This is a genomic window from Pseudomonas cichorii, assembly GCF_003700275.1.
GTDB classification, from domain to species: Bacteria; Pseudomonadota; Gammaproteobacteria; order Pseudomonadales; family Pseudomonadaceae; genus Aquipseudomonas; species Aquipseudomonas cichorii_B.
The window spans coordinates 66,856-92,145 of the sequence record NZ_RBRE01000010.1; the positions used below are offsets into that span (position 1 = coordinate 66,856).

24 protein-coding genes and 1 pseudogene are annotated in these 25,290 nt (G+C 55.5%); 15 read left to right on the forward strand and 10 right to left on the reverse strand.

The annotated features are described in order from the left end of the window. The first annotated feature begins 56 nt into the window (after positions 1–56). The 7 genes from ALQ04_RS02235 to ALQ04_RS02265 all read left to right on the forward strand — a co-directional run bounded on the left by ALQ04_RS02235 (position 57) and on the right by ALQ04_RS02265 (position 6,989). Positions 57–380 carry an antibiotic biosynthesis monooxygenase gene (locus tag ALQ04_RS02235; RefSeq protein ID WP_122314231.1) on the forward strand — a complete coding sequence of 108 codons (324 nt, stop codon included), beginning with the start codon at positions 57–59 and terminating at the stop codon, positions 378–380. 273 nt (positions 381–653) lie between these two features. Then, positions 654–1,142 (forward strand): (2Fe-2S)-binding protein, encoded by a 489-nt coding sequence (locus ALQ04_RS02240; protein ID WP_122314259.1) that lies wholly within the window; start codon positions 654–656, stop codon positions 1,140–1,142. After that, positions 1,139–2,131 (forward strand): xanthine dehydrogenase family protein subunit M, encoded by a 993-nt coding sequence (locus tag ALQ04_RS02245; protein ID WP_122314232.1) that lies wholly within the window; start codon positions 1,139–1,141, stop codon positions 2,129–2,131. The genes ALQ04_RS02240 and ALQ04_RS02245 overlap by 4 nt, the downstream gene beginning before the upstream one ends. Beyond that, complete coding sequence (locus ALQ04_RS02250) at positions 2,128–4,518, forward strand: xanthine dehydrogenase family protein molybdopterin-binding subunit (protein WP_122314233.1); 2,391 nt, start codon at positions 2,128–2,130, stop codon at positions 4,516–4,518. Before ALQ04_RS02245 ends, ALQ04_RS02250 begins: the two co-directional genes overlap by 4 nt. A 3-nt stretch (positions 4,519–4,521) precedes the next feature. After that, positions 4,522–5,490 (forward strand): XdhC family protein, encoded by a 969-nt coding sequence (locus ALQ04_RS02255; RefSeq protein ID WP_122314234.1) that lies wholly within the window; start codon positions 4,522–4,524, stop codon positions 5,488–5,490. Between the two features lie 19 nt (positions 5,491–5,509). Further along, a complete protein-coding gene (locus tag ALQ04_RS02260) occupies positions 5,510–6,421 on the forward strand; it encodes an AraC family transcriptional regulator (RefSeq protein ID WP_122314235.1) in 912 nt (303 codons plus the stop codon). A 70-nt stretch (positions 6,422–6,491) separates the two neighbouring features. Further along, positions 6,492–6,989, forward strand: coding sequence for a heme-degrading domain-containing protein (locus ALQ04_RS02265; protein ID WP_122314236.1), 498 nt, complete (start codon positions 6,492–6,494; stop codon positions 6,987–6,989). Between the two features lie 488 nt (positions 6,990–7,477). Here the strand turns inward: ALQ04_RS02265 and ALQ04_RS02270 are convergent, their stop codons facing one another. Further along, complete coding sequence (locus tag ALQ04_RS02270) at positions 7,478–8,026, reverse strand: hypothetical protein (RefSeq protein WP_259644879.1); 549 nt, start codon at positions 8,024–8,026, stop codon at positions 7,478–7,480. 249 nt (positions 8,027–8,275) lie between these two features. Between ALQ04_RS02270 and ALQ04_RS02275 the strand changes: the two genes are divergently transcribed. After that, complete coding sequence (locus ALQ04_RS02275) at positions 8,276–8,668, forward strand: VOC family protein (protein WP_122314238.1); 393 nt, start codon at positions 8,276–8,278, stop codon at positions 8,666–8,668. 78 nt (positions 8,669–8,746) lie between these two features. On the opposite strand, the gene ALQ04_RS02280 is transcribed toward ALQ04_RS02275, so the two are convergent. The 4 genes from ALQ04_RS02280 to ALQ04_RS02300 form a co-directional block, all read right to left on the reverse strand. Beyond that, positions 8,747–10,852, reverse strand: coding sequence for a TonB-dependent receptor (locus ALQ04_RS02280; RefSeq protein ID WP_122314239.1), 2,106 nt, complete (start codon positions 10,850–10,852; stop codon positions 8,747–8,749). A gap of 418 nt (positions 10,853–11,270) precedes the next feature. Beyond that, a complete protein-coding gene (istB, locus tag ALQ04_RS02285) occupies positions 11,271–12,074 on the reverse strand; it encodes an IS21-like element helper ATPase IstB (protein WP_122314240.1) in 804 nt (267 codons plus the stop codon). Then, positions 12,067–13,566 (reverse strand): IS21 family transposase, encoded by a 1,500-nt coding sequence (gene istA, locus ALQ04_RS02290; RefSeq protein WP_183142090.1) that lies wholly within the window; start codon positions 13,564–13,566, stop codon positions 12,067–12,069. Before istA ends, istB begins: the two co-directional genes overlap by 8 nt. A 103-nt stretch (positions 13,567–13,669) precedes the next feature. Further along, positions 13,670–13,990 carry a hypothetical protein gene (locus ALQ04_RS02300; RefSeq protein WP_122314241.1) on the reverse strand — a complete coding sequence of 107 codons (321 nt, stop codon included), beginning with the start codon at positions 13,988–13,990 and terminating at the stop codon, positions 13,670–13,672. Between the two features lie 172 nt (positions 13,991–14,162). Here ALQ04_RS02300 and nfsA point away from each other — a divergent pair, with 172 nt between their 5' ends. Continuing rightward, positions 14,163–14,984 carry an oxygen-insensitive NADPH nitroreductase gene (gene nfsA, locus ALQ04_RS02305; protein ID WP_122314261.1) on the forward strand — a complete coding sequence of 274 codons (822 nt, stop codon included), beginning with the start codon at positions 14,163–14,165 and terminating at the stop codon, positions 14,982–14,984. 189 nt (positions 14,985–15,173) lie between these two features. Beyond that, positions 15,174–16,256, forward strand: a complete 1,083-nt coding sequence (locus ALQ04_RS02310) for a hypothetical protein (RefSeq protein WP_259644880.1) — start codon at positions 15,174–15,176, stop codon at positions 16,254–16,256. 208 nt (positions 16,257–16,464) lie between these two features. Here ALQ04_RS02310 and ALQ04_RS02315 read toward each other — a convergent pair whose 3' ends face one another. The 4 genes from ALQ04_RS02315 to ALQ04_RS26845 all read right to left on the reverse strand — a co-directional run bounded on the left by ALQ04_RS02315 (position 16,465) and on the right by ALQ04_RS26845 (position 19,774). Then, on the reverse strand, positions 16,465–16,776 hold the full coding sequence (locus tag ALQ04_RS02315) for a hypothetical protein (RefSeq protein WP_122314243.1): 312 nt from the start codon (positions 16,774–16,776) through the stop codon (positions 16,465–16,467). Between the two features lie 22 nt (positions 16,777–16,798). Then, complete coding sequence (locus tag ALQ04_RS02320) at positions 16,799–17,734, reverse strand: hypothetical protein (protein WP_122314244.1); 936 nt, start codon at positions 17,732–17,734, stop codon at positions 16,799–16,801. 234 nt (positions 17,735–17,968) lie between these two features. After that, positions 17,969–19,582 (reverse strand): hypothetical protein, encoded by a 1,614-nt coding sequence (locus ALQ04_RS02325; protein ID WP_122314245.1) that lies wholly within the window; start codon positions 19,580–19,582, stop codon positions 17,969–17,971. A gap of 27 nt (positions 19,583–19,609) precedes the next feature. Continuing rightward, positions 19,610–19,774 carry a hypothetical protein gene (locus tag ALQ04_RS26845; protein WP_183142087.1) on the reverse strand — a complete coding sequence of 55 codons (165 nt, stop codon included), beginning with the start codon at positions 19,772–19,774 and terminating at the stop codon, positions 19,610–19,612. A 900-nt stretch (positions 19,775–20,674) separates the two neighbouring features. On the opposite strand from ALQ04_RS26845, the gene ALQ04_RS02335 reads away from it, so the two are divergent. Next, complete coding sequence (locus ALQ04_RS02335; RefSeq protein WP_122314247.1) at positions 20,675–20,893, forward strand: antitoxin Xre/MbcA/ParS toxin-binding domain-containing protein; 219 nt, start codon at positions 20,675–20,677, stop codon at positions 20,891–20,893. 248 nt (positions 20,894–21,141) lie between these two features. Here the strand turns inward: ALQ04_RS02335 and ALQ04_RS27105 are convergent. Then, positions 21,142–21,456 (reverse strand): annotated as a pseudogene (locus ALQ04_RS27105) (hypothetical protein). A gap of 129 nt (positions 21,457–21,585) precedes the next feature. Here ALQ04_RS27105 and ALQ04_RS02345 point away from each other — a divergent pair. The 4 genes from ALQ04_RS02345 (at position 21,586) to ALQ04_RS02360 (ending at position 25,238) form a co-directional block, all read left to right on the forward strand. Further along, positions 21,586–22,407: an NADPH-dependent oxidoreductase gene (locus tag ALQ04_RS02345; RefSeq protein WP_122314248.1), complete on the forward strand. Its 822-nt coding sequence runs from the start codon at positions 21,586–21,588 to the stop codon at positions 22,405–22,407. Between the two features lie 231 nt (positions 22,408–22,638). After that, a complete protein-coding gene (locus ALQ04_RS02350; protein ID WP_147466552.1) occupies positions 22,639–23,388 on the forward strand; it encodes a hypothetical protein in 750 nt (249 codons plus the stop codon). 16 nt (positions 23,389–23,404) lie between these two features. After that, entirely contained in the window at positions 23,405–24,532 is a 1,128-nt protein-coding gene (locus ALQ04_RS02355; protein ID WP_122314250.1) for a hypothetical protein, read from the forward strand. A 520-nt stretch (positions 24,533–25,052) separates the two neighbouring features. Beyond that, positions 25,053–25,238 carry a hypothetical protein gene (locus ALQ04_RS02360; protein ID WP_122314251.1) on the forward strand — a complete coding sequence of 62 codons (186 nt, stop codon included), beginning with the start codon at positions 25,053–25,055 and terminating at the stop codon, positions 25,236–25,238. Positions 25,239–25,290: the final 52 nt, after the last annotated feature.

Sequence of the window (25,290 nt, forward strand, 5' to 3'; positions counted from 1 at the left end):
GGCGAGCGCCAGTGCATCGATTGTCCATGTCGTAGAGAGCGTGCTGGAGATTATTCATGAGCAAATCATCGGGTGAACATGGTTTTGGCCAGACTTTGGAAATGCTCGTCAGCCCGCTCTCTGTCCAGGCGCTAGTCAAAGCGCTGACGAAGCATACTGAACAGTTCACTTGTCAGCATCCAGGCTTTGTTGGCGCGAGAGTGCAGATAAACGAATATCAAAATGCAGTCCAACTTCATCTGTACTGGTTATCGAAAGAGGCCGGTGAGCATGCGCTGGCCTATCCAAAACAGAATGAGCCCGATCTAGTCCAGATTGCGCACAGCTTTCAGGTGCACACGATGATATTCCAGACTTTTTTTGTCTGCGCGCAAGTTTGAGTTCAATGTTGATCTGCTCAAGGTCTTGAAGTTGAGAAAGTTTATTTAGTGAACATCCTGCCAACACTATGGCGCCGCTGAATCAATCATTTCGGGCAGTCGATATCACTGAAACACATTGTTACGAGTGAGTTGTTTGCCAGTGAATCGTTGGATTGGGCAATAAACACCCTTTATCAGGCAAATCTGCTTGTTGCTGGCCAAGCATACTAATCAGCAGAAGGGCGCTTGATGGATGGTGTGGCGCTTTCGGACACTATTGGAGAGGCCATCATGGCAGACCGCAACAGACTTCAGCTCACCATCAATGGTGCATCCCTGGCCTTTGAGCTTGATGCGCGTACCACTTTGCTGGATGCGCTTCGCGAGCATGCATTTCTTCCCGGAACCAAGAAAGGCTGCGATCAGGGTCAGTGTGGTGCTTGCACGGTTCATGTCGACGGTGAGCGGGTTTTGAGCTGTTTGACGCTTGCGGCGCAGGTCGCAGGTCGTGATGTGACGACCATTGAAGGGCTTGCCCGGGCGGACGGTACTTTGCATGCCGTGCAGGCTGCTTTCGTCGAGTTTGATGCTTTTCAATGTGGCTACTGCACTCCAGGGCAGATTATGTCCGCAGTCGCCTGCATCCGCGAGGGACACACGGGGTCTGATGATGCGATTCGTGAGTACATGAGCGGTAATATTTGTCGGTGCGGTGCCTACCCACACATCGTCACGGCCGTGCGCACTGCAGCTGCCCGCTTGCAGGGGGATAAGGCATGAGAGCGTTTGACTATATTCGCGCCAGTGATGTCGCCAATGCGCGACAGGAAGTCGTCTTGCCGGAAACTCGTTTTCTCGCTGGAGGAACAACACTACTCGATCTCATGAAATGCGGCGTGGAACGTCCTGCCCGGTTAGTCGATATCAGCCACTTGCAAGGTTTGAACGCCATTAGTGTGGGCGCCCGGGATATTCATATCGGGGCTTCGGCGAAGATGAGTCATGTTGCCGCCAACCCTCGGGTTCAGACCCAGGCCCCCGTTCTCAGTGAAGCTCTCTGGCGCGCCGCATCGCCGCAGTTGCGAAACATGGCCTCGATTGGCGGCAATCTGATGCAGCGCACGCGGTGCACCTATTTTCGTGACCCGGATGCCTATCCTGAATGCAACAAGCGTAACCCTGGATCGGGATGCGCTGCACTGAACGGGATCAATCGCAACCATGCAGTGCTGGGAACCAGTGATGAGTGCATCGCCATTTATCCCGGCGACTTTGCCGTGGCGCTGGTTGCTTTCGATGCCAGGGTCCTGATTAGCGGCGCAAATGAGCGCCAAGTTCTCGCCGAGGACTTCTATCGGTTGCCCGGCGCACGCCCGGACATTGAGCACGACCTCGCTGCCGGAGAGATGATCATTGGGGTTGAAGTACCCGTGATAGCCGCCCTCAAACGCTCTCACTACCTCAAGGTGCGTGATCGCGCCTCTTATGAGTTCGCGGCTGCAAGCGCTGCCGTCGGGGTCGAACTCGAAGACGACGGCAAAACCATCAAGGATGTCCGCATCGCCATGGGTGGCGTGGGGACCAAACCCTGGCGGGCACGTGCCGTGGAGCAGGCTTTGATTGGCCGAACATTCACCGAGAAAGCGATTCGTGAGGCCGCACGACTCTCCGTCAGCGGCGCTCAGGCTCGCGAACACAATGGCTTCAAGATAGTCCTTGCACCTCGCGTAGTTGCGCGAGCACTGATGACCGCTGGAGGTCTGGTATGAGCGATCTCTTCAACCCCAGGGTTTATCGCCGGACGCTGCTCAAGACTGCTGCTGCAGGCTCAGCAGTTGCGTACACGGGCCTGGCACTCAACCCGCTGACGGGTGAGGCAGCGCCGCTGATCGAAAAAGAACAGAATGGTGCCCTGGGTGAACGGGCATCCCGTCAAGACGGCGGCCTCAAGGTCAGAGGCGAGGCCCGCTATGCCATTGAGCAGACCATCGAAGGAATGCTCTACGGTGTGGTGGTGCAATCGACCATTCCCGCAGGCCGCATTACCGCAATCGATGTCAGGGTGGCAGAAAAGGCTCCAGGGGTGATTGCCATCTACACACATCTCAATCCGCTCGCGATTCAGCCAGCGACCCCATTCATCAAGGGTGGTGCTGCAACCGAGAATTTTACTCCGCTACAGGATGACCAGGTGCGCTGGAATGGCCAGCACATAGCGTTGGTCGTGGCGCAAACGTTCGAGCAAGCGACTGAGGCTGCAAGCCTGGTCAAGGTCACCTACCAGCAAACGACAGCCATTATCGATCCTGATGATGCACGCGCAAAACCTCAACCTATCGATGACCTGCAAGCCAGGTGGGGGGACGCGCCCGCCGCTTTTGCAGCAGCTGCGGTAAAAGTAGAAGGCATCTACACCACGCCTCGTGAGTACAACGTTCCGATGGAGCCACATGCATGCATCGCTCACTGGGAAGCAGACAAGCTTACGGTGTATGAGTCGAGCCAGTGGGTCGGCGGCGCGCGTAAAGTCATTGCCCAATGGATGGGGCTTGAGATGGACAAGGTGCGGGTTGTTTCACCTTTTGTGGGGGGCGGATTCGGTTGCAAGATTGCACCACATCCTCATGTCGCCATGACCTGTGCCGCGTCCAGGGCATTGGGCCGCCCCGTGAAGGTGTCGTTGACGCGCCCTCAGACATTTACAGGCTTTGGTGGCCGGCCCCGTACGAGTCAGAAGTTGGCGTTGGGGGCCACCAGTCAAGGCATGCTGGTTTCGGTAGTGCATGAGGGATGGAACGAGACCGCTATCGACGACACGCATCTGGAACCGAGTACTTCAGTGACCGCACTGATGTATGCCACGCCCAATATGCTCGCCCGTCACAGCATCATTCCGGTGAACACCGTCAATCCTGGCTGGATGCGTGCGCCCGGCGAAAATATCAGTACCTATGCGCTTGAAACTGCCATGGATGAGCTGGCTGTAGAGCTTGGTCTCGATCCGGTCGAACTGAGGCTGCGCAACTGGGCGGCCCGGGATCCGAAGGCAAATATTCCCTGGACGACACGCCGTCTTAGAGAAGGATACATCGCGGGTGCAAACGCCTTCGGCTGGGCCAATCGTAATCCGAAGCCACGTTCGATGCGGGAGGGGCGCGAGCTGATTGGCTGGGGCATGGCCGCGGGAACCTATCCCGTGTGGCGAACGCCTGGGGAAGCGAAGATCATCATTCATCGCGATGGCCGGATAGATGTCTTGAGCGGTGGTACCGATCTGGGGACTGGCACCTACACCATCCTTGCGCAAACTGCAGCCGAAGTACTCGACGTCCCGACCAGTGCGGTCAAGGTCAGTCTCGGCGACACCAATTTGCCACGGGCTCCCGTTGCCGGCGGCTCCCAGTTGGCAAACAACCTGACAGGAGCGGTCTACAAGGCGGCAAAAGTTGCTCGCAACGAGATCCTGCGTGTGGCGACAACCGACCCGAAATCTCCTCTGCATGGCATGGACATCGCCAACTTGGTATTCAAGAACGGGCGCATAAAACCGTCACAGAGACCGGGCGACGGCATCGCTTTGGGTGACCTGCTGAAAGCGATTGGCAAACAGCGATTCGAGATATCAACCGACACCTTCAAATCCGGTGCGACCGAGGCCGATCGTGATGCCGCCGCGTACGGGTTCAGCCAAATGCTGCCTGCGACTAATGGCGGGGTATCTGCGCACAGTTGGGGTGTCCATTTCGTCGAGGTTCGAGTGGACGAAGACTTCGGCACGGTCAAGGTCAAGCGCATGGTGGCAGCGTTCGACAGTGGCAGGGTCTACAACCCCAAGCTGGCTGAGAGCCAGTGGATGGGGGGGATGATTATGGGAATCGGACAGGCCCTTTTTGAAGAGGGCCACATTGATCGCCGTGATGGTCGAATTGTCAACGCAAGCCTTGCTGACTACGTCGTTCCGGTGAATGCCGACGTGCCTGAAATCATCACTATCGATGTAGGCATACCCGATTTGCAGGCCAGTGCCCTGGGCGGTAAGGCCGTGGGTGAGCTTGGCATCGTCGGAGTAGCAGCCGCCATCGGTAACGCGGTTTACCACGCAACGGGCAAGCGTATTCGTGATCTCCCTTTCACGCTGGACAAGTTGCTCGCCTGATATATGAACAGTCTGGATCTTCAGGTTATCCAGCAGGCCTCGACTTGGCTGGAACAAGGCGAGGGCGTGTGGCTTTGCACTGTCCTTTCAACATTCGGGTCTGCGCCTCGCGGGCCCGGTGCGATGCTTGTAGCACTGGCGCAGGGAGGGTTCTGCGGCTCGCTTTCTGGTGGCTGTGTGGAGGAAGATTTTCTGGAGCGACTGGGTCGACATGAATTCGTGCCTAGCAGCCAGATCATTCGATACGGGGAGGGCGGGTTTACTCCAAACCTGGAGTTGCCTTGTGGCGGCGTGCTTGATGTTCTCGTTGAGTATTTCGAGGCCAACTGCTCGGGACGTGAGTATTTCGCGAAGCTTGAGCAGGCTCTGCAGGGGCGTCAGTTAATTGTGCGCCGTGTCGTCCTGGGAACGAACGATGCCTATATGGAAGATGCTGACATGGCGTGCGCGCCAGTCACTGTTGAGCATGAGCAAGTTCGGTTGAGGGTAGGGGCCGTACGGCGGCTTTTGATCGCGGGTTTGTCGCCGGTAGCAGAGTTCTGTGCCAGTTTCGCAGTTGCGCTGGGATACGAGGTCATTGTGTGTGATCCGCGTGCCGAGCTGACTTCGACATTCCAAATGCCCGGTGTCGCGCTGTTTGAAATGCTTCCTGCAACCTACATTGCTCAGGGGGGCTGCCATGCATCGACGGCTGTCGTCGCATTGACTCACGACCCTCGCCTCGATGACCTGACGTTGATGGAGGCAGTAAGGACGCCAGCGTTCTACATTGGAGCAATGGGGTCGCGACGAACCAGTGAAAAGCGCCTTGAGCGCGTCAGGCGTATCGGAGGTCTGGACGATGAAGGTATCAATCGCATCCACGCTCCTATCGGTTTGAACCTGGGTAGCAAGACACCTGCCGAGATCGCACTGGCGGTCATGTCCGATGTGGTTCGGGTAAGTAATGGCATTAGCAAAAACGCACTCTAGCGGTACATCGGGGAAAATTATGAGTTCAGCTCTCAAAGATGCTTGCGATATCACGGACATTACCCGTTTGGCCGAAAGAATAGGGCAGATTCTTCGACAGGAAGGTGATCATTACAGCGCAATTCCAGGACTCAGTTTTCACCGCCGCAACGCAGCAACGGCGCCGTTACACTGCATTTACGCACTCGGACTCGGCCTGACGCTGCAGGGAAGCAAACAGGTCGTGGTTGGCAAGGAGGTTCTGGCCTATGGTCCTGGCCAGTCGTTGGTGACGAGCGTCGACATTCCCGTGTTGGCCAATGTCACCAGTGCCAGTGCATCCCAGCCCTTTATCGGGTTGTTGTTGGCTTTGGATAGCACAATAGTTGTGCAGGTAGCAGAACGGCTGAAGTTATCTCAGCGAATGAAAGATGAGGGGTTCCGCCCTGTCACTGTGCATGCGTTGGATGCTCATATACTGGGTGCGCTGGAGCGGCTGGTCGCGTTGCTTGAGGATCGATGCTTGATTGACGTCCTGGCACCGCTAATCATTGAGGAAATAGTAGTACGCATATTAAGCGGTCCCCATAGCCTTCAATTGCTGCATATCATCAGCGCCGGCTCACCAAGCCAGCACATTGCCAGATGCCTGTCCTGGTTGAAGCTGAATTTTCGCAATCCGCTCAAAGTCGATGAGCTGGCGGCGACGGCTCACATGAGTCCCTCGACCTTTCGGCAACATTTTCGGACCGTTACAGGGATGAGTCCGCTGCAGTACCAAAAACAACTCAGGCTCCAGGCTGCGCGGCAAATGATGTTAAGTCAAAACGTCGATGCCAGCAGTGCCGGAGGGCTTGTCGGCTATGAAAGCTCCTCCCAGTTCAGCCGCGAGTACAGCCGACTGTTCGGAGAGCCACCACAGCGCGACATCAAGCGTATGCGTTTGCAGTAAAGGATGGCCTATCATTACGTCCCATCTGAAACCGAGTCTTCGCAGACATTAGAGAAAGGACCCACAGTTAATGGATATTGCGCGACAGAGAGATCTACAGCGTATTGAAGCTCAGGAAAAGGCTCTCCAGTTCAAAGCATTCGACAAAGCTGCTGCATGGGAGCTTGGGCTCAGATTGAAAACCCTGTGCGAAGCAGCAGGGGTGAGCACGACGATTGAAATCCGACTTGCTCGCGAGACTGTTTTTTTCTACGCCATGCCCGGAACGACTTCGAGCAATACTGACTGGGCTCGCCGAAAAAGGAATGTTGTGGAATTGATGGGCCAGAGTTCTTATCGGGTGGGCCTGTCATTTGCAGACGGCAACTCGTTGGAAGCTTCAATGGGGCTTCCTCCACGTGACTATGCATGCCACGGCGGCAGCTTTCCCCTGCAGGTCGAATGCGTTGGATTTATAGGCGTCGTTACTGTGTCAGGCCTGCCGCAGAGACAGGATCACGCGCTGGTGGTGCAAGCACTTGCCGAGATGTGTGGTGTTGAACTGGCGGATGTGGCGCTGACTCAGTAAACCATTGACGTTGCTGAGACTAAAACAGCCCTGCGTTGATTTTTTGTTCGATGATCTGGCCCAGCTCTCGGCCAGGGGATTTTCTGGCAAACAGAGGGCAATTCTTTGCGTGCCTGAAAGGACGATGATCTGCCAGTTGTTGCGAGCAGCTACAGTATTGACAGTACACAGACTCACCGCTCAGCTTCCAGTGCTTGTTCCAGAGCAGCAACGGCAGGTAGGGTATGACCATAAACGTCCTGTGCAATGGGTTAAAGTGCCGATTGCATAACTCACGACACAATGAAAGCGAGAGCCTACTGCCCAGTCTTCTCGTCCTGGTGACTGCATGCATGTAGTCTTGAAAGTCCGGACAGGAATAAGTTGATTTATATCAGTGGCTAATAGTCAGGGGTGGACTACCAATCTGCTCTAATGCAATCTTGTGTCAGATGGATTCGCGCCATCCCCGAGCCATATTTTTTAACAAGTAAAGACAGTGACCATTATCAATAGGTTCTGAAACCGCTCACGACGTTACCCCTGAACTCGATATACAGCCTCTCAACTTTCACTTTTTGACCCGGGGCATTACTGCCTGAGACAGTACCGGCGTCATCCATGATTTCCTGAGCGTCACCCACCTTGTTCTGTCCGCCGATGATGGCACTGGCAGAGCCCCCGGCACCGTACCGACTGGTATATTTATAAGCCATGTCCGCCAGCTTACCCAGCTTGGAGTCCTTACGATCGTACAGCCATACAGAGGTGTCGTTGCCCAAGTTGTCTGTCACGTTTGACGGCGTACCAAATTTTTCGCGAATCTGTTCTTTTGTGGATTTTTTGACAACGATATTGCCTTTAATGAACTCAGGCGCGTATATCCCTTCGCCTGTCAGAGAGTCCAGCCCACCGAATGAACTTCCGCCACCGCTTGAGCATGCCGTCAAGGCCACCATTAACATTCCTGCAGTCGCCAAACCTTTGAGCCTTGCCAGTTGACAATAAGTACCCATGCCCGTTACCTCTGAAAGTAAGAGTAGTGTTGATTTTTTCATGTATGTACGGAGACAGTGAAAGCGCAGGCTGTCGAGTGTTTGGGTAGTTTAAGGGCGATGAGTGAGCGTCACCTATAGTGCAGATGTGCTAGTTGGTTGACGCAGAAGAGGCAGGACCATGCGCTGGTGACCGCTTAAGACTCGGTGTTCTCCCTGTCTCTGCCATCGCCTACCCGACTGGCGGAGGTGAATCTAGCTACGTGGAGCCGGTCGCATGATATATCCATCAAGCAGTCTCAGGAGACTATCATGCTCAGCTACCTGTGGATCGGTGCAAATGATGTCGATGCATCCTTGGTCTTCTACGATTCAATTCTTCTGCCGTTGAGGTACGAAAAGGACTACTCCGAAGAAGTCGGCAGCTATTCGCTTCCCAATACCGTCGACAAGTTGAACGGGCCTGGGACGGTGCATGTGGGTAAACCATTCGACGGGAAACCCGCAACGGCAGGTAACGGGATGATGCCGGCTTTCCGTGCCGAGTCTCGTGCCCAGGTCGACACGCTTTATGCTGCAGGCCTGGCGCATGGAGGTGAGGATGAGGGCGCTCCAGGAACCCGCGCCGCTTACACGCCAAGCTTCTATGTCGCCTATCTGCGAGATCCGGCGGGGAACAAGATAGCGGTGTTTTTTAACGACTGAATGCCGTTATGTTGAGCTCTGGACCGAAGACACCGGCTCAAGAGCCAGCGTCTAACGATCCGTGTTCAGTCGTCGTTATTAGAAGAAATACCTGACAGACGCGCCCAGGGTCGTTGAGGGTTGCGGAACAATCACGAGCCCGGCGCTTGTGCCATAAGCGACTTCAGTTCCGTAGCGATGGGGCTGGAAGGTACCGTACATGCTGAACTGGTACTGGTCATAGTCGTAAGACGCACGCAGATCATACCGGGTGTAGACCGGCATTTCCTTTTTCGTGGTGCCAACGTAGTAAGGAATGCCGGCGAGGTGGTAGACATCAGCGTTGAGCGTCAGATGGCCACCCATGAATGCATCGCGGTGTTGCACGCCTGCCTTGTAGGTGTGCTCGGGCACTGGCAACTGATCGCCGGTGCCAGGTGCGGGATTATTGATTGAAGCATCGATGATCCTGCCATAGCTGGCGTATGTGCTGATGGTGGAGGTGAGCTGGTAGTTGAAACTGGTCTCCACGCCCTTGCGCGTGGTGTCGCTGGCCTGCTCAAAGACACCCGGTGAGGTCTGCAGCGTCTCGCTGTCGTTCAATATGTAGTAGAACTCGGTGGTGCTGGAAAGGCGCTCGGTTGGGCGCACGGTGAAACCTATGTCATACGACGTGACCTTGCTTGGGCGCACGCTACTGTTGATCCGACCGCCAGTCTCGCTCAGCGGCAATGCACTACTGCTTCCGGAACTGATGTATTCCGCCGCCGGTGACCGAAAACCTTGAGCCGCGTTGGTAAACAGCTCGAACTGCTCGTTCGGTGTCCAAACCAGGCCGAGCTTAGGTGTGGTGACTGAGCTGTTGTAGCCGGTATCAGCATCGCGAAACTTCAGGTTTTCGATGTCGTAGTCGAAGCGGTCGTAGCGAATGCCAGCAAGCAACTTCAGAGAATCCACCGGCTTGTACTGTCCTTGGGCGAACACGCCGTAGGTGATCAGATCCTGATCGAAGTCAAAGTAGTAGTTCTGCGTGGGTTCAAAGTTGCGGTATTGCTGGCGGAAGGCATCGCCTTTGTCGCGGCGCACGTCGGCACCCACCATCAGTGCCGTCGAGTCTTTGTACACAAAGTTGTAGGCTACGCGGCCACCATAAATATCGCGGTCATCCTTGCCATAATTATGGGTGTTGGTGCCATTTGAGATACCGCGCACGCGCTTGAAATCTTCAAAGTATGCCGTATAGGACAGACCTTCTTCGCCCTCTGCAGGCACCCTATTAAACACGTAGGTGTTTCGGTTGGCATTGCCAAAGCCATACAAGTTATCAGTGTTGCGGCGGCTGATCGTGCCGGCCTTGAGCGCGGGGAGGTTCAAATAACCGTCGTTCTTGAAGTCTGCCTCGTAGTGGCTGAAGCGGGCCGAGTATTTCGCATCACCGATAACCTTGGAGAGCTTCCAGAAATAATTATCCCGGTTGGTCTCGGCAGCCTTGCGATAACCATTGGTCTGGTAGGTATCGGCGATGAACAGCGATTCGAGGCCGTCATGCTCGCTACCTAGCACCAGGTTCCCGCGCAGGCCATCAAAGCTGGCGATGTCCATGCCGATGCTTGACGCTACATCACCACCATCGAGAGTCTCAATATTCACCGAGCCGGCGCGGTTCTGATCACCAGACAGTGCTGATACAGGGCCCTTGATGACGTCAACGCGCTTGATCATCTGCGGAGTCAGCCATTCCAGGAAAACCGGGCCGTGTCCGGCACCACCCTGGCTCGACGGAATGTTCTGTGGCACGCCGTCGACAGTAACGGCCACGTCAGCACCGTGTGTGCCATTGGTGGTGAAGCCGCGCATACGAAAACCATTTCCGGTGTCACCCTGGTCAATGTTGTTGGCCACCACACCTGGCACACGGCGATAAATGTTGGAGATATCACGGTCGACGTTGAGCGTACGGATGTCTTCTTGAGTAATCGTGGACACTGCCGCTGGCAGGCTTTCCGGTGCGTTACTCACCTTGCCGCGTGTAAGCGGCTTGATAGGCCCCGACCCGAACCCTTCGCCTACAACCTCAATCGCATCCAGCTCAGTGAGGCTATCCGTCCCGGTTTCTGCCTCCGCCACCGGTGCGTACGAAAAAATGCCGGTCAACGCTGCACTTGTGAAAACCCCAGCACTGGCGCGATGTGCAGATCTGAACATGACGCTATCTTCCTACTAATGTTATGTAGTAACACTCTAGCATCATTACGTTATGTTATATCAATTACTGCTTTGGTACGTGTTCAGACCAAAGCGTTGCCATGGTTTCAACAATCAGATGTCACCGGTAGAGTTTGAAAAGCGTTACGCAATGAGCTTGCAAGGTGTCTAGAGAGTCCGGGGCAATTCAGTCAGCGACCGGACACGGCTTGCTCATATGTCCCACGTCTCAGGTGAGAGTAACTACAGACTGTCGGCGCTGATTGAAAATTGACCCACCCTGCCGATTGAAAAATGACCCAGGGCAGATTGCCGATTCGTCATCAGCAATTGTGGATTAGCGTAGCATTCCTGTTCGACCTCTAAAGATCGAAGCCCCACCACATGATGCATGCGACAGGGCACCTTACGATCAAGATCAAAATGGCTCATCGTCCTCAGCAACATCATCTTCCTTACGCTTTCGCTCTCGTGCCTTGATCTTTGTCTGGTCAGCTAGAGTGCTGTGTTGCAGCCGATAGGACTCGTTACCTGTTTCAACGATGTGGCAGTGGTGCTTCAGCCGATCCAGCAGCGCTGTGGTCATTTTGGCGTCGCCAAACACACTCGACCATTCCGAGAAGCTGAGGTTGGTCGTGATGATCACGCTGGTGTGCTCGTAGAGCTTGGACAGAAGATGAAACAGCAGCGCGCCACCGCTTTGGCTGAAGGGCAGATAGCCCAGCTCATCCAAGATGACGAGGTCTGTGCGCAGCAGCCCCTGTGTAATCCGGCCCGTTTTCCCATCGTACTTTTCACGCTCCAACAGATTGACCAGGTCTACCGTGGAGAAGAAGCGGACTCGTTTGTTGTGAACGGTGATCCCGGACACAGCCAGTGCGCTGGCCAAGTGTGTTTTGCCGGTTCCAAGCCCGCCGATAAACACCACGTTTTGGGCCGTCTCGGTGAACTCCAGGCTGGATAGCTCCTTGACCAGTCGGGCATCAGCGCTGAAAGCGCTGAAGTCAAAGCCCGCTAAATCACGGTGCATGGGAAGCTTGGCCATGTTCATCTGATGATTCACGGAGCGCACGGCACGATCAGCTTGCTCCTGCTGGAGCAGATGCTCCAGCAACCATTTTGAGGACGCTGTCGAGGCCTCTCCTTGGGCTGCCAGTTCTTCCCAGGCGTGCGCCATGCCATGCAGGCGAAGTTCTTTAAGTTCTGCCATCAAGTCACGCATTTCGGCTCTCCTCATCTTTCGCGCGCAGTTGGTCATACCTGGCCGTGTTGGCCGCCGGCGCGACCTTAAGCTGAAGGCTCGTCTCTACTGAGCGTGGTGGTGCGCTGGACGTCAGTCGAGCCAGGACATTCAGGATGTGATCCGCGCTCAAACTGCCAGACTCAAGCACCAGTTCCACGGCCACCAAAACGGAGTTCAGGCCGGTAATGGGCACCGCAGCCAAGACTTGTGTCATGACTCGATCACCGTTCACGTGACGCCGCAGGCCATGCTTGAGCAGGCGCAATGGGTTGGGCAAATCGGCAAACGGAGCGCCATTGCGAAGCGCGCCAGGCTTGCGCGCGATCAGCGGGATGTAGTGCTGCCAGTCGTAGCTGACCTGGTCTCGATCAAAAAGCCGCTCATGACTGGCGATAGTTGTCTCATCGGCAACGACCACAACCCGCGAAGGGTATAAACGACTGCTGACCCACTGACCGACGCGCTCGCAAGGCACCGAGTAACGATTGCGCGCCACGCTGATCAGGCAGGTACTGGAGACCCGCACAGTGCGTTCAACATAGCCGTCGAAAGCGCTGGGCATCGGCATCATTTCCACCCGTTCCAGCTCCAGGACATCTGCCACCGTAAGCCCCTTGTATTGCGGGTGCTGCAGCTCACTCCAGAGAGTTCGGCAGCGTTGGCCGAGCCAGACATTCAGCTCATCGAAGGTATGAAACAGGCAGTCTTGAGCGTCGAGCCAGATACGCCGCCGACTGTCTTGGACGTTCTTCTCGACAATCCCTTTTTCCCAACCTGAGGCTACGTTGCAAAAGTCTGGATCGAACAAATAATGCGAGCACATCACGGCAAAACGGGCGTTGACCGTCCGTCCCTTGCCTTTGCTGACCTTGTCGACAGCCGTTTTCATGTTGTCGTAAATGCCGCGACGAGGAATGCCGCCCAATGCCCCAAACGAGCGAGTGTGGGCGTCAAACAGCATCTCGTGACCTTGGCTGGGATAGGCCACCAGCCAAAACGCGCGGCTGGCACAGAGCTTCATGTGGGAGACCTGGATCCGCCTGAACAGCCCACCGATCAGCAGACCTTCTTCACTCCAGTCGAACTGGAAAGCCTCGCCCAACGCGAACGTCAACGGCACAAAGGCTCGCAAGGATTTTCCTTGCTCGCCGCGCCACGAGCGGATGAATGCGGTCAGTTGGCTGTAGCCGCCGTCGTAGCCCTCGGCTTTGATCTGCTCGAAGAGAGCATTGGCTGTTCTGCGGTTGTGTTTGGCCCGAAGCAAATCGGCTTTGAGTGCCTGTTCCAGCGTTTCGTGGAAAGGACTGAGCTTGTTGAAAGCGGCTTGCCGCTGGTACACCGGCTGTTTGGCTTCGGGGGTTCTGATCCACTTTCGGATGGTATTTCTGGATAGCCCGGTACGCTTGGCTATTTGGTGCAGCGAGAGCTTGTCGCGGAAGTACATCCGCCGGATTTTTCCCATCATTTCCATGCTGATCACCTAGTGTTCTCCTGCTCGGAAAGTGAGCAGAAGCAGTTGAACACCTGGGCCAGTTTTCAGTCGGCAGAACAGCCTTTAATGGGTCAGTTTTCGGTCAGCGGCAACACGCTCTCAATAGATTCTCTAGCTGAGCGTGCTCCCAGGTACTCAAGAGCTCGATCGGGTCGGTACCGTACTGCTGCATCGAATCGAAGATGTACGCGCGCCCGTCGGGGTTGTAGCAGCTATCGCAGTAATCCAACGTGTCGCAATCGTTGTAGAGCGTGAGCACCCAGCCGTCAGTTTCCACGGTCATTTGGCCGCAGTAGATTTCAGCCCAAGACTGAGTGCCCAGACGACGCATGGTGCGGATGCCCAACGCGATGTCTCGCAAGACTTGATAGGCTTCACGGGCAGTGAGGGGCAGTGCTGACAACGACCTATACCTTTTTGATGCTGATGCTGGCGCGCGGCTGCAGACTGACCGCTCACTTGAGCTGGCCCTAGCTAGACAGATGATTTGCCAGCATGGTAAATGAAACTTCAGCCAGGAGGTGTGATTGCGCGGGCTCGATTTGATAGCCTCGTCTCCTTTCTTGGAGACACGCATGACAGCTACCGCCCAGTCGAAACTGGCAGCCCGCTACGGCGCGCCGGACATCACGCCTCTCAAGCAATGGAATGACACCCTCGATCAACTACTCGATCATCGAAGCGTCCGAGCCTTCACAGATCAGCCTCTGCCAGAAGGAACGATCGAGACGCTGATCGCAGCGGCGCAGTCTGCATCCACCTCATCGAATCTGCAGGTCTGGAGCGTTGTTGCTGTTCAAGACGCCGATCGAAAGGATCGTCTCTCAGCACTCGCAGGCAACCAGGCCTATATCCGGCAAGCGTCGCTGTTCTTCGTGTGGTTGGCCGACCTCTCCAGGGTTTCCAGGATCGGTGAGCAGAGCGATACCGAACTGGAGGCGCTGCCTTACCTGGAGAGCCTCTTGCTGGGAACGATCGACGCCGCCCTGGCAGCCCAGAACGCCGTGGTCGCCTTGGAGTCGCTGGGACTCGGGAGCGTCTACATCGGTGCCATCCGTAACGATATCGAAGGTGTCGCCAAGGAGCTTGGCTTGCCACCTCAGGTCTACCCGGTATTCGGCATGTGCGTCGGATACCCATCCGAGGATCGTCCGGCGAAGGTCAAGCCGAGGCTGCCCCAACGTGCAGTACTCCACCATGAAATTTACTCGGCCACCGGCGAAGCTGCTGCACTCGCTGAATACGATGAGCACCTGGGTGCGTTCTATCAACGCGAAGGGATGAAGGCGTCGGGATGGTCAGAGCAGGTGGTGAGCAGGCTTCGGAGCGTCTCGAGCCTGCATGGCCGAGAACAGCTTGTCGAGGAGCTTAAGCGGATGGGGTTCGGGCTTCGCTGAGGGTGAGTCACATGAGGGTTTGGTCGCCTCACCGCAGTAAGCCATCTCAACTGGCGACCTTGCAAATCCCCAGGCCAGCAGCCATCTTCAATCCTCTGATTCGTGATCTAGACGGCGATTGGGGTGGCTATGGCAGTGGTGTTTTTTCTACCTTGGGTAGTGGCTACTGAGGAGCTTCGGATTGCAGGCATGCGCCTGATCCCGTACGAACGCGGTCGACTCCCTGGCGAACTGCTGGGCATCCCTCAGGCAGCTTTCGACGGCGTGCTAGGTAACTATGGAGACCGAGGAGTTGGGCCTCACCCTTCGCAGCCGATCCATCAAGCGGCACTCATCATCTGGGATGAGGACACTCCAGGCCTGGAAGCATCGGATGCCCAGATCCAGGAGCGGTTGGTTCAGGGTTCCTACCTCGCATTTTCCGCCTTAGCACAACGCAAGTTCTGCTCAACGTTTGAGTACTACAACGCCGACACCCTACAGGTCGTGGCGCAGCGGTTTGATGTCGGCACGCCGACTCATTCCTGCATGACCACGCGCCGGCGTGACGGCAATACGCAAAACATGCTGGCGGGGAGCGGGGAGCTCAAGTTCGTTCGGCCGTACCACGTCGACAATCTCACTCGCATAACGCTCGACACACCACTGCTGGAAGCTTTGCTCAAACTCCCTGACGGAGAACTGAAGGAGCGCATCGACGAAGCGATCGTCTCTTACCTTAGGGCCAACACTGATGCTTCATCCATGGATGACCGATCAGAGCTGATCCTGATGAGGGTCGCCATCGACACGCTGCTGGCCGTTCCGCATGACAAAGCCGCCTTTCGCAGGGCCATCAACGAACACTTCGACGAGCTGCCGAACCCGCCCGCCTGGCGCAAGGGCAATTTAGATGAATCCTGGTGGTGCAAACACTGGGACAGCAACGTCAGCCGCCCACTAGACGCCTGGGTTCATGATTTCAGTGCCGCTCGCAATGCTGCCGCTCATGGCCCTGGTACCGGTCAGAAGGGAAGCATCTGGCCACGCCATAACCACCTACTTTTCTCTGCGTGGTTGTTGCCCCTGATCGTCAAGAAGCTGCTCGTCCAAGCAGGGCTCTATGAGTTCAGCTCCGAAGACAAGGTCGCACGGGAGGGATTTGAGGCCTTTCTGGCCCACGATCTGCTGGCGTTTACCGACAAGCATGAGAACAAGGTTTGGTGGCAAATAGCCGAGTCCGAGCTTTTTCTGCCTCTCTTTGCTGAGCAATTGCACCGAGCATGCGAATGACGAAGAGATAGTGTTGTGGAGTTGATTCGACTTGGCTTGCCACGCCGAATTAAGCGGGGAGGGCGCCGTAAGAAATCATCCCCGCAAGGGGCATTCTCACAAGAGGATCCGGCCTAGAACGCCACTGTTCTTTGGTGGCCCTTCTTGCTCGCACATCAGTAATCACTAGCTCGGCAACATCGCCTTGATCTGCCACGGATCCCCCAGGCTATCGTTCGTAGGTATTACCACCAGTGCTAATTTTGTAGATGGTTTCCGAGTAGGGAAGACGTGCAATGATGGTCGTAGCCTTCACCACACCCGCCATGGTCATCCCTCGGCACATCAGGCTGACATAGCCCTGGATGCGAACGCACATGGCATCTGCGCTATCAATGAAATTCGTTTTGTTGAGGCGGAGCATGATGACTGTCCGACCCTCAGGTACCGCTCCAATTGGCGGTACGGCGAAAATCGTAATCTGGGTGTAGATGACCAAACAGAGCAGGGCAAAGCCCCCTGCGATTAGAGCCTTCTTCATGAATGAGAGTCCTTTCTTGGATTCAGTCGATACGCTTAACGATGCCGAACCGGCCTTCTTTGAAGCCGCTGGCACGAAGGACACCGGGGGCGGCCTGGTCGCAGCTGTAGGTCGAGTAGCTCACAGGTGGGTTACCAAATCGTTCCGAGCTGCGATCCGCGCAACCCGAAGAGGAGGCAACGATATACAGCGGCTTGGTTATCGCCTCAATGGGGACTTGGAGCCCCATGGAGAATCTGATGCTCGCCTTGTGCGCAAAATCATTCGCGTCATCATGATAGTTACCTAGGAACGTCGCGTAACTGCTCCAGCTGACGAATTCAAAACCCATGACGCCCAGTCGTTTTAACTCATCGCCGTTTGATGCGTAGACGACGAGAGGTGCAAGCCTTGGGTCTTTGCTCTTCGATGAGTACGTAACCTTCGCCGTGATGTATTTAGAGCCACGCTCGGCAGACCGGTACTCATACTCATCACCGTAATCGTTGAAGCTCCACTGGCTGACGATTTGGGCAGATTGGAGCGAGACAGAGCTGTCGTCTGCTGTGAATGAGCCTTTGACCGGGATCGCTTTCATCCCAAGCGCGGCCAGCCGGCGCGCCTCTTGCTCCTTGGCTTCACGATCCTTGACCATCCTCTGCAAGACGCCGCTGCCGATTTTGGCTTCAGCAGAATCGGGGTAGCGAGAAGTCAACGATGCCAAAGCTGCTTGAGTACCTGCTTCATCACCACTGTCGGAAGCCTTCCGAACCTGAGCCAACAAGACGGATGGTGTTTCTTTGAGAGCCGTATTTTCCTGCTCAAGCTGCGCAATTCTGCCTTTGGCAGCAGTAATTTCTGCCTGCAGGGATTTGACGTCCGAGCGAAGGCCTTCAGCCTCCTTCTTGTACATTTCACCGCCATCTCCACACCCTGTGAGGGAAAGAGCCAGGCACGTGACCAGTAAATCCTTCTTCAAAATGCACTCCTTTTGGCCGCTAATCCGATGGCGAGAGTGGCAATTTACCATCACGCATGGATCACCGGAATGGGAGCGGAAATTGGTTGGTGGTGACTACGCAGGCCGAGCGAGTCCTATTGAAGAGCGTCCCCCAGGGCTGCAATGAGCTCGTTGGGCAAGGTTCAGTCCCATGAATGGCACGCTTCAATGTGCACGCAGTCAGCTCCCTCGCTCGAAATCCCGGGACAACCATTACATTCGAGCGTAGCGAACCGCCTCAAGCCCCAAGATCCCGTAGGCGTTCCGGATATTTTCTTCGGTGGGCTCCTTTTCGCGCAGCCAACGGACTGGGATATCCAAATAGTTCGCCCAGCGGACGCCTTGCTTAAACCGTCTCCATTGCTTGGTTTTGGCCATCACCTCCAAGTACTGGTTAGCCAGTGAGTACTGCAGCTCACCGGCCGAATACTTAGCGAGCTGGAAGGCTTTGATGTAGTGGCTAGATGCAGTGCCATAGTCCTCTTTTCGATAACACACGATGCCTCTCAACCAGTGCATTAGCCATGGAAGACGCTCGGCGACACCGGCCAACGTCATCTCTGCGTGTAGCGCCTCAACTGCTGCTAGGGTTACATCTGAGCCGTTTCTCAGGGACAGGGCTTTCTGCAGGTAGAGGTCGAACAGTCCAGGCTTATCGATGCTCCAGCGAGAGATTGAGTCAGACCTAACCCTGGCGGCGTAGGCTCCGTAGCGGATCGCTATCCACTGAACGACGTCGTCAGAAACATGACCTTCCGCATCCCTATGGCTAAGCAAGAGCTCGCTTGCATTGTGGCGTTTGCCTTCAAAGAGGGCCCAGAAATGTGGGGCCATCTTTATCCCAAGCTCTACCCGCTCAAATGCTTCGAGCCGAATTATTTCATCGGCTAACCCCGCCGCAAAATGCTCTGCAAGACGTGCGTCGACCGCTTGGTTGAGGCTGGCCATGTACGTGTTGATTTCAGCCTTCATCCAGCCGCTGTATAGCCGGGCCTGTCCCAAGAGATCCTGAAGGTATTCTGTGCCCAGCTGCTCCTGAATATCCTTCGAAATGGATGTGGTGATGCGTGCTATAGCGGCGCAGGTGATGATGCCGTCTTGAAGTCTCTGCTCCACAGGCTTCCCAATCGAAGCTAACGCCTGGAACGAATCCTCCAGAATGCTCACTAGCGCCGGCAGGGACGGAAGGTGCTTTCCGTTTTTCCAACTCCTAACAGCCCGCTCATTTTGTTTGAGCTTCGTCGTATCCCCGACCACTCCGATCGGGTCATGGAAGGTGGCCAGCGTGAGGCCGCAGGCGCTGTATGCCCAGCCCAGTACTTTGTCCAGCGGAGTTGAAAGCTCGCCCTCCACGTTGGAAGGAAGGTACCAGCAAGGCTCCATAGGCTGCGGGGCAGCATAGATATAGCCCTGCAGCACGACCCAGTTGTGAGCCAGTGACCTCACTGCAACGTCAATGCCGTAGCTGGTGAGGAAAAAGCGCGTAGTGTCCCGTTTGGTCATCATGGTGCCCATGTGTTTGACCATGGACGCGTATGACCCGTACAGCTCGTTCAACAGATCTCGGATCTGCTCGGCCCAGAAGGGACAGCGAATGTACCGCCCCAGCGAAGCGGTCAGAAGTTGGGCAATATCTTCAAAGGCTTCTTGTAGGTTGCAATCCTCCTTCGCCAGCCGCTGCATCTTCTTCTGGTAGGTTTTGGCCATGCCCTGATCGAATTCAGTCTCGTCATCTCGATTACGGGCTTTGCGGGGCATTACGCCGCAAGCCGCCACGGCGTACTGAGCAACATCGCCGAGGGTAGGGGAGGTGTACTGTCGTTCCATCAATAATGCCCCGAATGCCGTTGTCAGTTACTGCTGGTTAGGGTTGAGTTGCTTGCCCCGATTGCCGTGCACTCGGGAGTTGGTGATGTTCGATCCGCTGGTTCCCTTGTTGACGTTCAGGCTATCTGAGCGATGGTTCGCTTGCGTACGCTGAGACGAAGGCTGTTGCGAGCCGGAGGTTTTCTTGGTCATGGTGAAGCTCCTGAGAAGAGCGCTTCAACTAGCTGGATGCGCTCGGTGAGTGATGTGCTCAGGTTACCCAGCGAGCTAGGATGCCTCTAGGTCGAAAGTGGCGACGTGATTTCCGAGAGCCTTCGCCACCGCGTTGTTAGCGGAAAGCGGTGGCCGCATCAGTAATCTGCTCCCGGGTAGTTCTCCAGGATTTGGAATGCATGACGGGCGACCTGTATGTATATACAGAATTGGTTTTGCTAGCGTACAGAATGGCACTCCAGAGCGCTTTAGAGGAGGGCGCTCGTATCAGCACAAAATCGTTATAAGTGGCTGGAGCATCCGGAATTATTGAGTTTCAGGGCGTTTAAGGCATCGTGCACTCAGTGAGGAATGCCGCAGCTAAAGGAAAGGTGCCTTTATTACGGTGCGGAGCCATGCACTGTATATATATCCAGTCAAATTCAATTTTGGCCATTAGCCCCGCAGTTTCGCTCGATTTGATGACTAGGCGCTTCGCATCCGGTGGTGTACGTTGACCATCCTAGATCACCTCGCGGTACGACTCAGGCTTGATCAACTCGGAGAGCAGCAGATGCGAAGGAAGGGACGCCGGCAGAGGGCTCGGGCAGGGATCGCAAGAATGATCACCAGGATCGAACGCCTGGAATTGGACAGAGTAGGGAAGCACGGTCTCCAGCTCCGACTGTGGGGACACCTGACTGACCTGGTGCGCAGCATGCGGCTGGCGCTGGTTGGCGTTAGACCCGTTGGCCAGGCCCAGCGGGGACGTTGAACCCGGAAATTGCTCAGCGACGATGCTCGCAGTTTAAGAGATCGTATACTGGCCATTGATCTCGTTTGACCTTGGCACAGCCACATGCCCGACCTGTACATCGCCAAAGCGGAGCGAGCCTTCTGATGAGCACCTTGTCCCCTGATCAACACGATCGTTACCTGGAAGTGCTCGACGCAGCAAAGAGTCTGTTCGGTGGCGATCTTGATGCAGCTCTGCACTGGCTGTCATGTCCACTGAAAGCGTTTGGCGGCAAAGCTCCTGCCGCCATGGTTACAACAAGGCTGGAAACTGACCAGGTTATCGAGTTCATCAGGCGGCTGGAGCATGGGATTGTAGCCTGAAGATTCTATGATTTGAATCTGTCACTGAACCGGCAACACCCGGACTCGCTATGGCGCCAGCCAAAATACCCGCGCTTCTAACTGACGCAGAATTCACGGCCATGATGCAAGAAAGTGATTCTGCAGGTTTATGGATGGCACAGCGGTTGGCTTTGACGCGTGCAACTCCGAACGATGCCGCTCCGAATCTCCGACTTTCGAAGCGGTCTCTTCATGTGGTCACCTAGATCGCGCTAATGCTTGGCCGTCTAGGCGACGCTCAAAAGCTTTTCCAATTGAGCACGTTCCCAGGTGCTGAGCAGCTCCAAGGGGTCGGTACTGTACGACTGCAGCGAGTCGAAGACGTAGGCTCACCCCTCCGGGCTGTAGCAGCTGGCGCAGTAATCGAGCGTGTCGCAATCGTTGTAGAACGTGAGCACCCAGCCATCGGCCTCCACTGTCATCAAACCGCAGTAGATTTCAGCCCACGACTGCTGACCTAGCCGGCGCATGCTACGAACTCCGAGAGCGATGTCCCGCAGGATCTGATAAGCCTCGCGGGCTGTCAGTGGTTTTGCTTCCAAAAGAACGGTACCTGAATCTGGGTGTTGTCGGTCATCCGTGTCCGACCTGGGCTGACCGAATGGTAAATGAAACCTTGCGTGTTGCGAGGGCATCAATTTGGTAGCCTTCGGCCTTTTTGGAGTGCACTCATGACAGCCAATGCCCAGTCCAAGCTCAACGCCCGCTACGGCGCCCCTGACATTTCGCCGGTCACCCAATGGAATGAGGTCATCGAGCAATTGCTGGATCACCGGAGCGTCCGGGCGTTCTCTGATCAACCTCTGCCCGAAGGCACGATCGAGACAATGGTCGCAGCCGCCCAGTCCGCATCGACATCTTCCAATCTCCAGGTCTGGAGTGTCGTCGCCGTTCAAGATGTCGATCGTAAGAAGCGACTGTCCTGCCTGGCCGGCAATCAGGCATATATCTATCAAGCCCCACTGTTCCTGGTATGGCTTGCAGACCTGTCCCGGGTCTCGCGCATCGCGGAGCAGGCAGGGGTAGAGCTGGAGGCGCTGCCGTACCTGGAAAGCCTGCTCCTAGGTACGATCGACGCAGCTTTGGCAGCCCAGAATGCTGTAGTTGCTCTGGAGTCGCTGGGGCTTGGCAGCGTATACATCGGTGGCATTCGTAATGACATCGAAGACGTCGCAAAAGAGTTGGGGCTGCCGCCACAGGTCTATCCCGTCTTCGGCCTGTGCGTCGGCTATCCATCACCTGACCGTCCTGCGAAGGTAAAGCCACGGCTGCCGCAGCAAGCCGTACTGCATCATGAAACCTATACGATCGCCGGCGAGGAGGGCGTCCTCTCGGAATACGATGCGCGCCTGGGTGCGTTCTATGAGCGTGAGGGAATGAAGGCTTCGGGCTGGTCGGAGCAAGTGGTCAGCAGACTGCGGAATGTTTCGAGTCTGCATGGGCGTGAGGAGCTTCTGGGTGAGCTGGCGCGGATGGGCTTTGGGCTTCGCTGATTGGCAGAGCATTACATGAGCCAGCGACCGACCGTGTCCCAGAGTCCTGCTTCAAGTCTTAGGCTTATGAGTCGATAAATCGAAAACTGAACGAAATGATTTCTGCCCATCGTGGGCTGTGTATCCGCACCTCATCTCGTGCAACACGTTATGTGTGATTGCTCGCAGTAATGCCTTGACGGTGTCGATGACGGAGTGGCGCAAGAATGGACGAGCATGAAGGGGTCGGCAATGTCGTATGAAAATGACGTCATCAACGGTGATAAAGAATTACTGACGCTGCTATCAGCGGCGGATGCCGTGGATGTGGGGGCTTTGGTCGACTTCCTCACGGATTTTGGTAGCGGGCGATTGGCAATGAGCTCCGACGTTCAGCAGGTTTTGATTTCTGCAAAACGGAAGGCCAAATATTCGCGCGATACATTGCTTCTGCTCATACGGGAGCTCCAGCTCTTTGGAGGAAACAGTGTCGCGAATCTTGTGCGTCGCACTGGTGTTCCCTACGCCGAAATCGTGCGGGACGTTGCGAAATACGTGCACGCTGAGGTGACGGGCAAAGTAGCAATAGAGGTGTTGGAACTCAAGGTTCTTCAAAGGCTAGTCACTAAGCTTTGGGAAAAAATGACCGAACAGGAACGCGCTGAGTTTGCGGGGAAGGTTCATGCCGACAACGGTGCCATCGACGTCGGATTGGCGGCAGTGCTTTCGGTGATCGGCTCTGGTGGACTCGGTGCAGCGAGAGCTGGGGTAATGGGAGTCGCGGCAGTGGCCCCTTTGTTGGCTGAAGGTACATTCACTGCGGGGGCGGTTGCCGTTGGTGGGAGGGCAGCAACTGCTCTACTGGGCGTTGTGGGTATTGCCATTGCCAGCGCCGCCGGCGTGCACATGGCTGCAAAAGAGGCTTATAGAGTGACATTGCCATGTGTCGCTCAGATTGCCTACATTCGCCAAAAGCATCGAGGCGCCGCTGAGGCGCGCTGACTAAAGGGAAGTTCGCATGGACGTCTTCAACGAATCAAAAGGTCAAGAACCGTCAGGTACTCTGATCATTGGAGTCACTGGCGATAAGCCTTTGGTGACGGTCAAGCCGGTGAGTGTGCATCCAAAGAACTCAACTGCCGTCGACCGAACGACCTCAGGGATCGACAGACTTTCGCCACTGCTGCAAGCCATCCCCAGCGCAGCCGTGGCTTCCGAGGTCGCACAGACTCGACTGATGGAAGTAGTGATCAATGGCCCGCTGGCCAAGGTCGCCAACGGTGAAGGGTTTCGAGCCTTCAACATTGAGGGTGGAAGAATCCGCGAACACGCGACTCTGTTCGAACCGGAACGCCTTCAGAACCTCGTGAACTCCGCTGCGCTATTCCAGATTGCCTCAGTCGTAGTTGCGCAGAAACACTTGGCGGATATCAGCGCCAAGCTAGATGACATCAAGGCTGGTATCGATGCGATCAACGCTTACCTCTCGGATAAACGCAGATCTGAGATTACTGGGGCGTTGAAGTATCTCGGCCAGGTTGCCGTCATGCTTCACCATGGTGAAATGGATGATGCCGCCCGCGCCCAGCTGGAGTTCATTGAGCGCGAGCTTGGCGGTATCAATGATCATCTCGTGCTTTCATTGGAGGCGCTAAAAAAGAATGTCGATGGATTTGATAGCCCAGGTTTGTTTGATGGCTCGTCTGGGCTGGTCTCTAAGCTAGGCGGTGAGCAAGGCGCTGCCGAACGCTTGGTGGAAGAATGGAAGCTATGTATGAGCGCGCGATGGGTCGCGTGTAGTTTGCTCAGGCAAATTACCGGTCAGACATCGCTTCTAACGAAACGCGAGGAGGATCTCAATTCTGAGGTGCACGCATTCTTCTCAAAACAGGGGCCGTTGGAGAGATTCAACACTGCCTTGGACGGTCGGATCGACACACTTAGCTCTGTCTGGGAGTGGCAGTCCACTATCCAGGTTAACCGTATCAAGCTACGCCAATGGAACGAGGAGAGGTTGCCGAAACTGAAGACTGATGCTCAATCCGACATTCAAGGGGCGAGTACATTGCTGCTTGAGCGAGAGGCGAACGTGACCCTTACAATCGAAATGCGCGACGGTGAACTGATCGGGGCTTACCAGCATTGAAAAGCCCAGCCGCTGTTGCCCCTTATATCCGGTGCTGATCCGGATTGACGACAGGACGCAGAGGAGTTGAGCTGGTGACTATCTCGCGACCCAGCTCCCCAGGCCATCGTGCACCAAATGCTAGAGTTCGGAAGGTGAGTTTGCCGGACGTTAACTTTGAATCCAAAAATTGGCGTTAAGCGCAGGCTGGCTTCGGTGAGTAAGCGGATCAAGACTTAATAGCAAGAGCCGCGCCCTATTGTTACACCCATTTTCACACCGGGATTGACGATCGCTTGACGCAGCGCACTTGCCCCTGCGAAATCAGGATGTACCGCGACGCTGCCTTAACGTCCTGATGGCTCATGGCTGTGTGGTCAGGAATGACACTGTTCGGAAAACAATTCTTCTAAATGCAACCGACTAGGTTAACCCAGTCTTACCTTAGAAACCGGGCAAGACTGAATTCGCTACTTCCAGGATCCGCCGATCCTAATATCGTAACTATTATCCTCCACGATTTGAGTAAGGCTAGATAACATTGAGCATTTCCCACACCAAGTTCTTTGATGAAAAACAAGCTAAAGATTCCGCCATTCAGGCTCTATTCGGCGTGAGCCTGGTAGTTATCGTCATGTTTGTCGTCGCGATTTCATATACTAGCGGCGATGATCCTGAGCCCGAAAAATTTGCCATATTTATGTGTGGTGCCTTGCTTGGCTCCTAGCCCTATGCGATGGGTGAAAATTAGCAACCACTGAGGTCTACGCCCATAACCC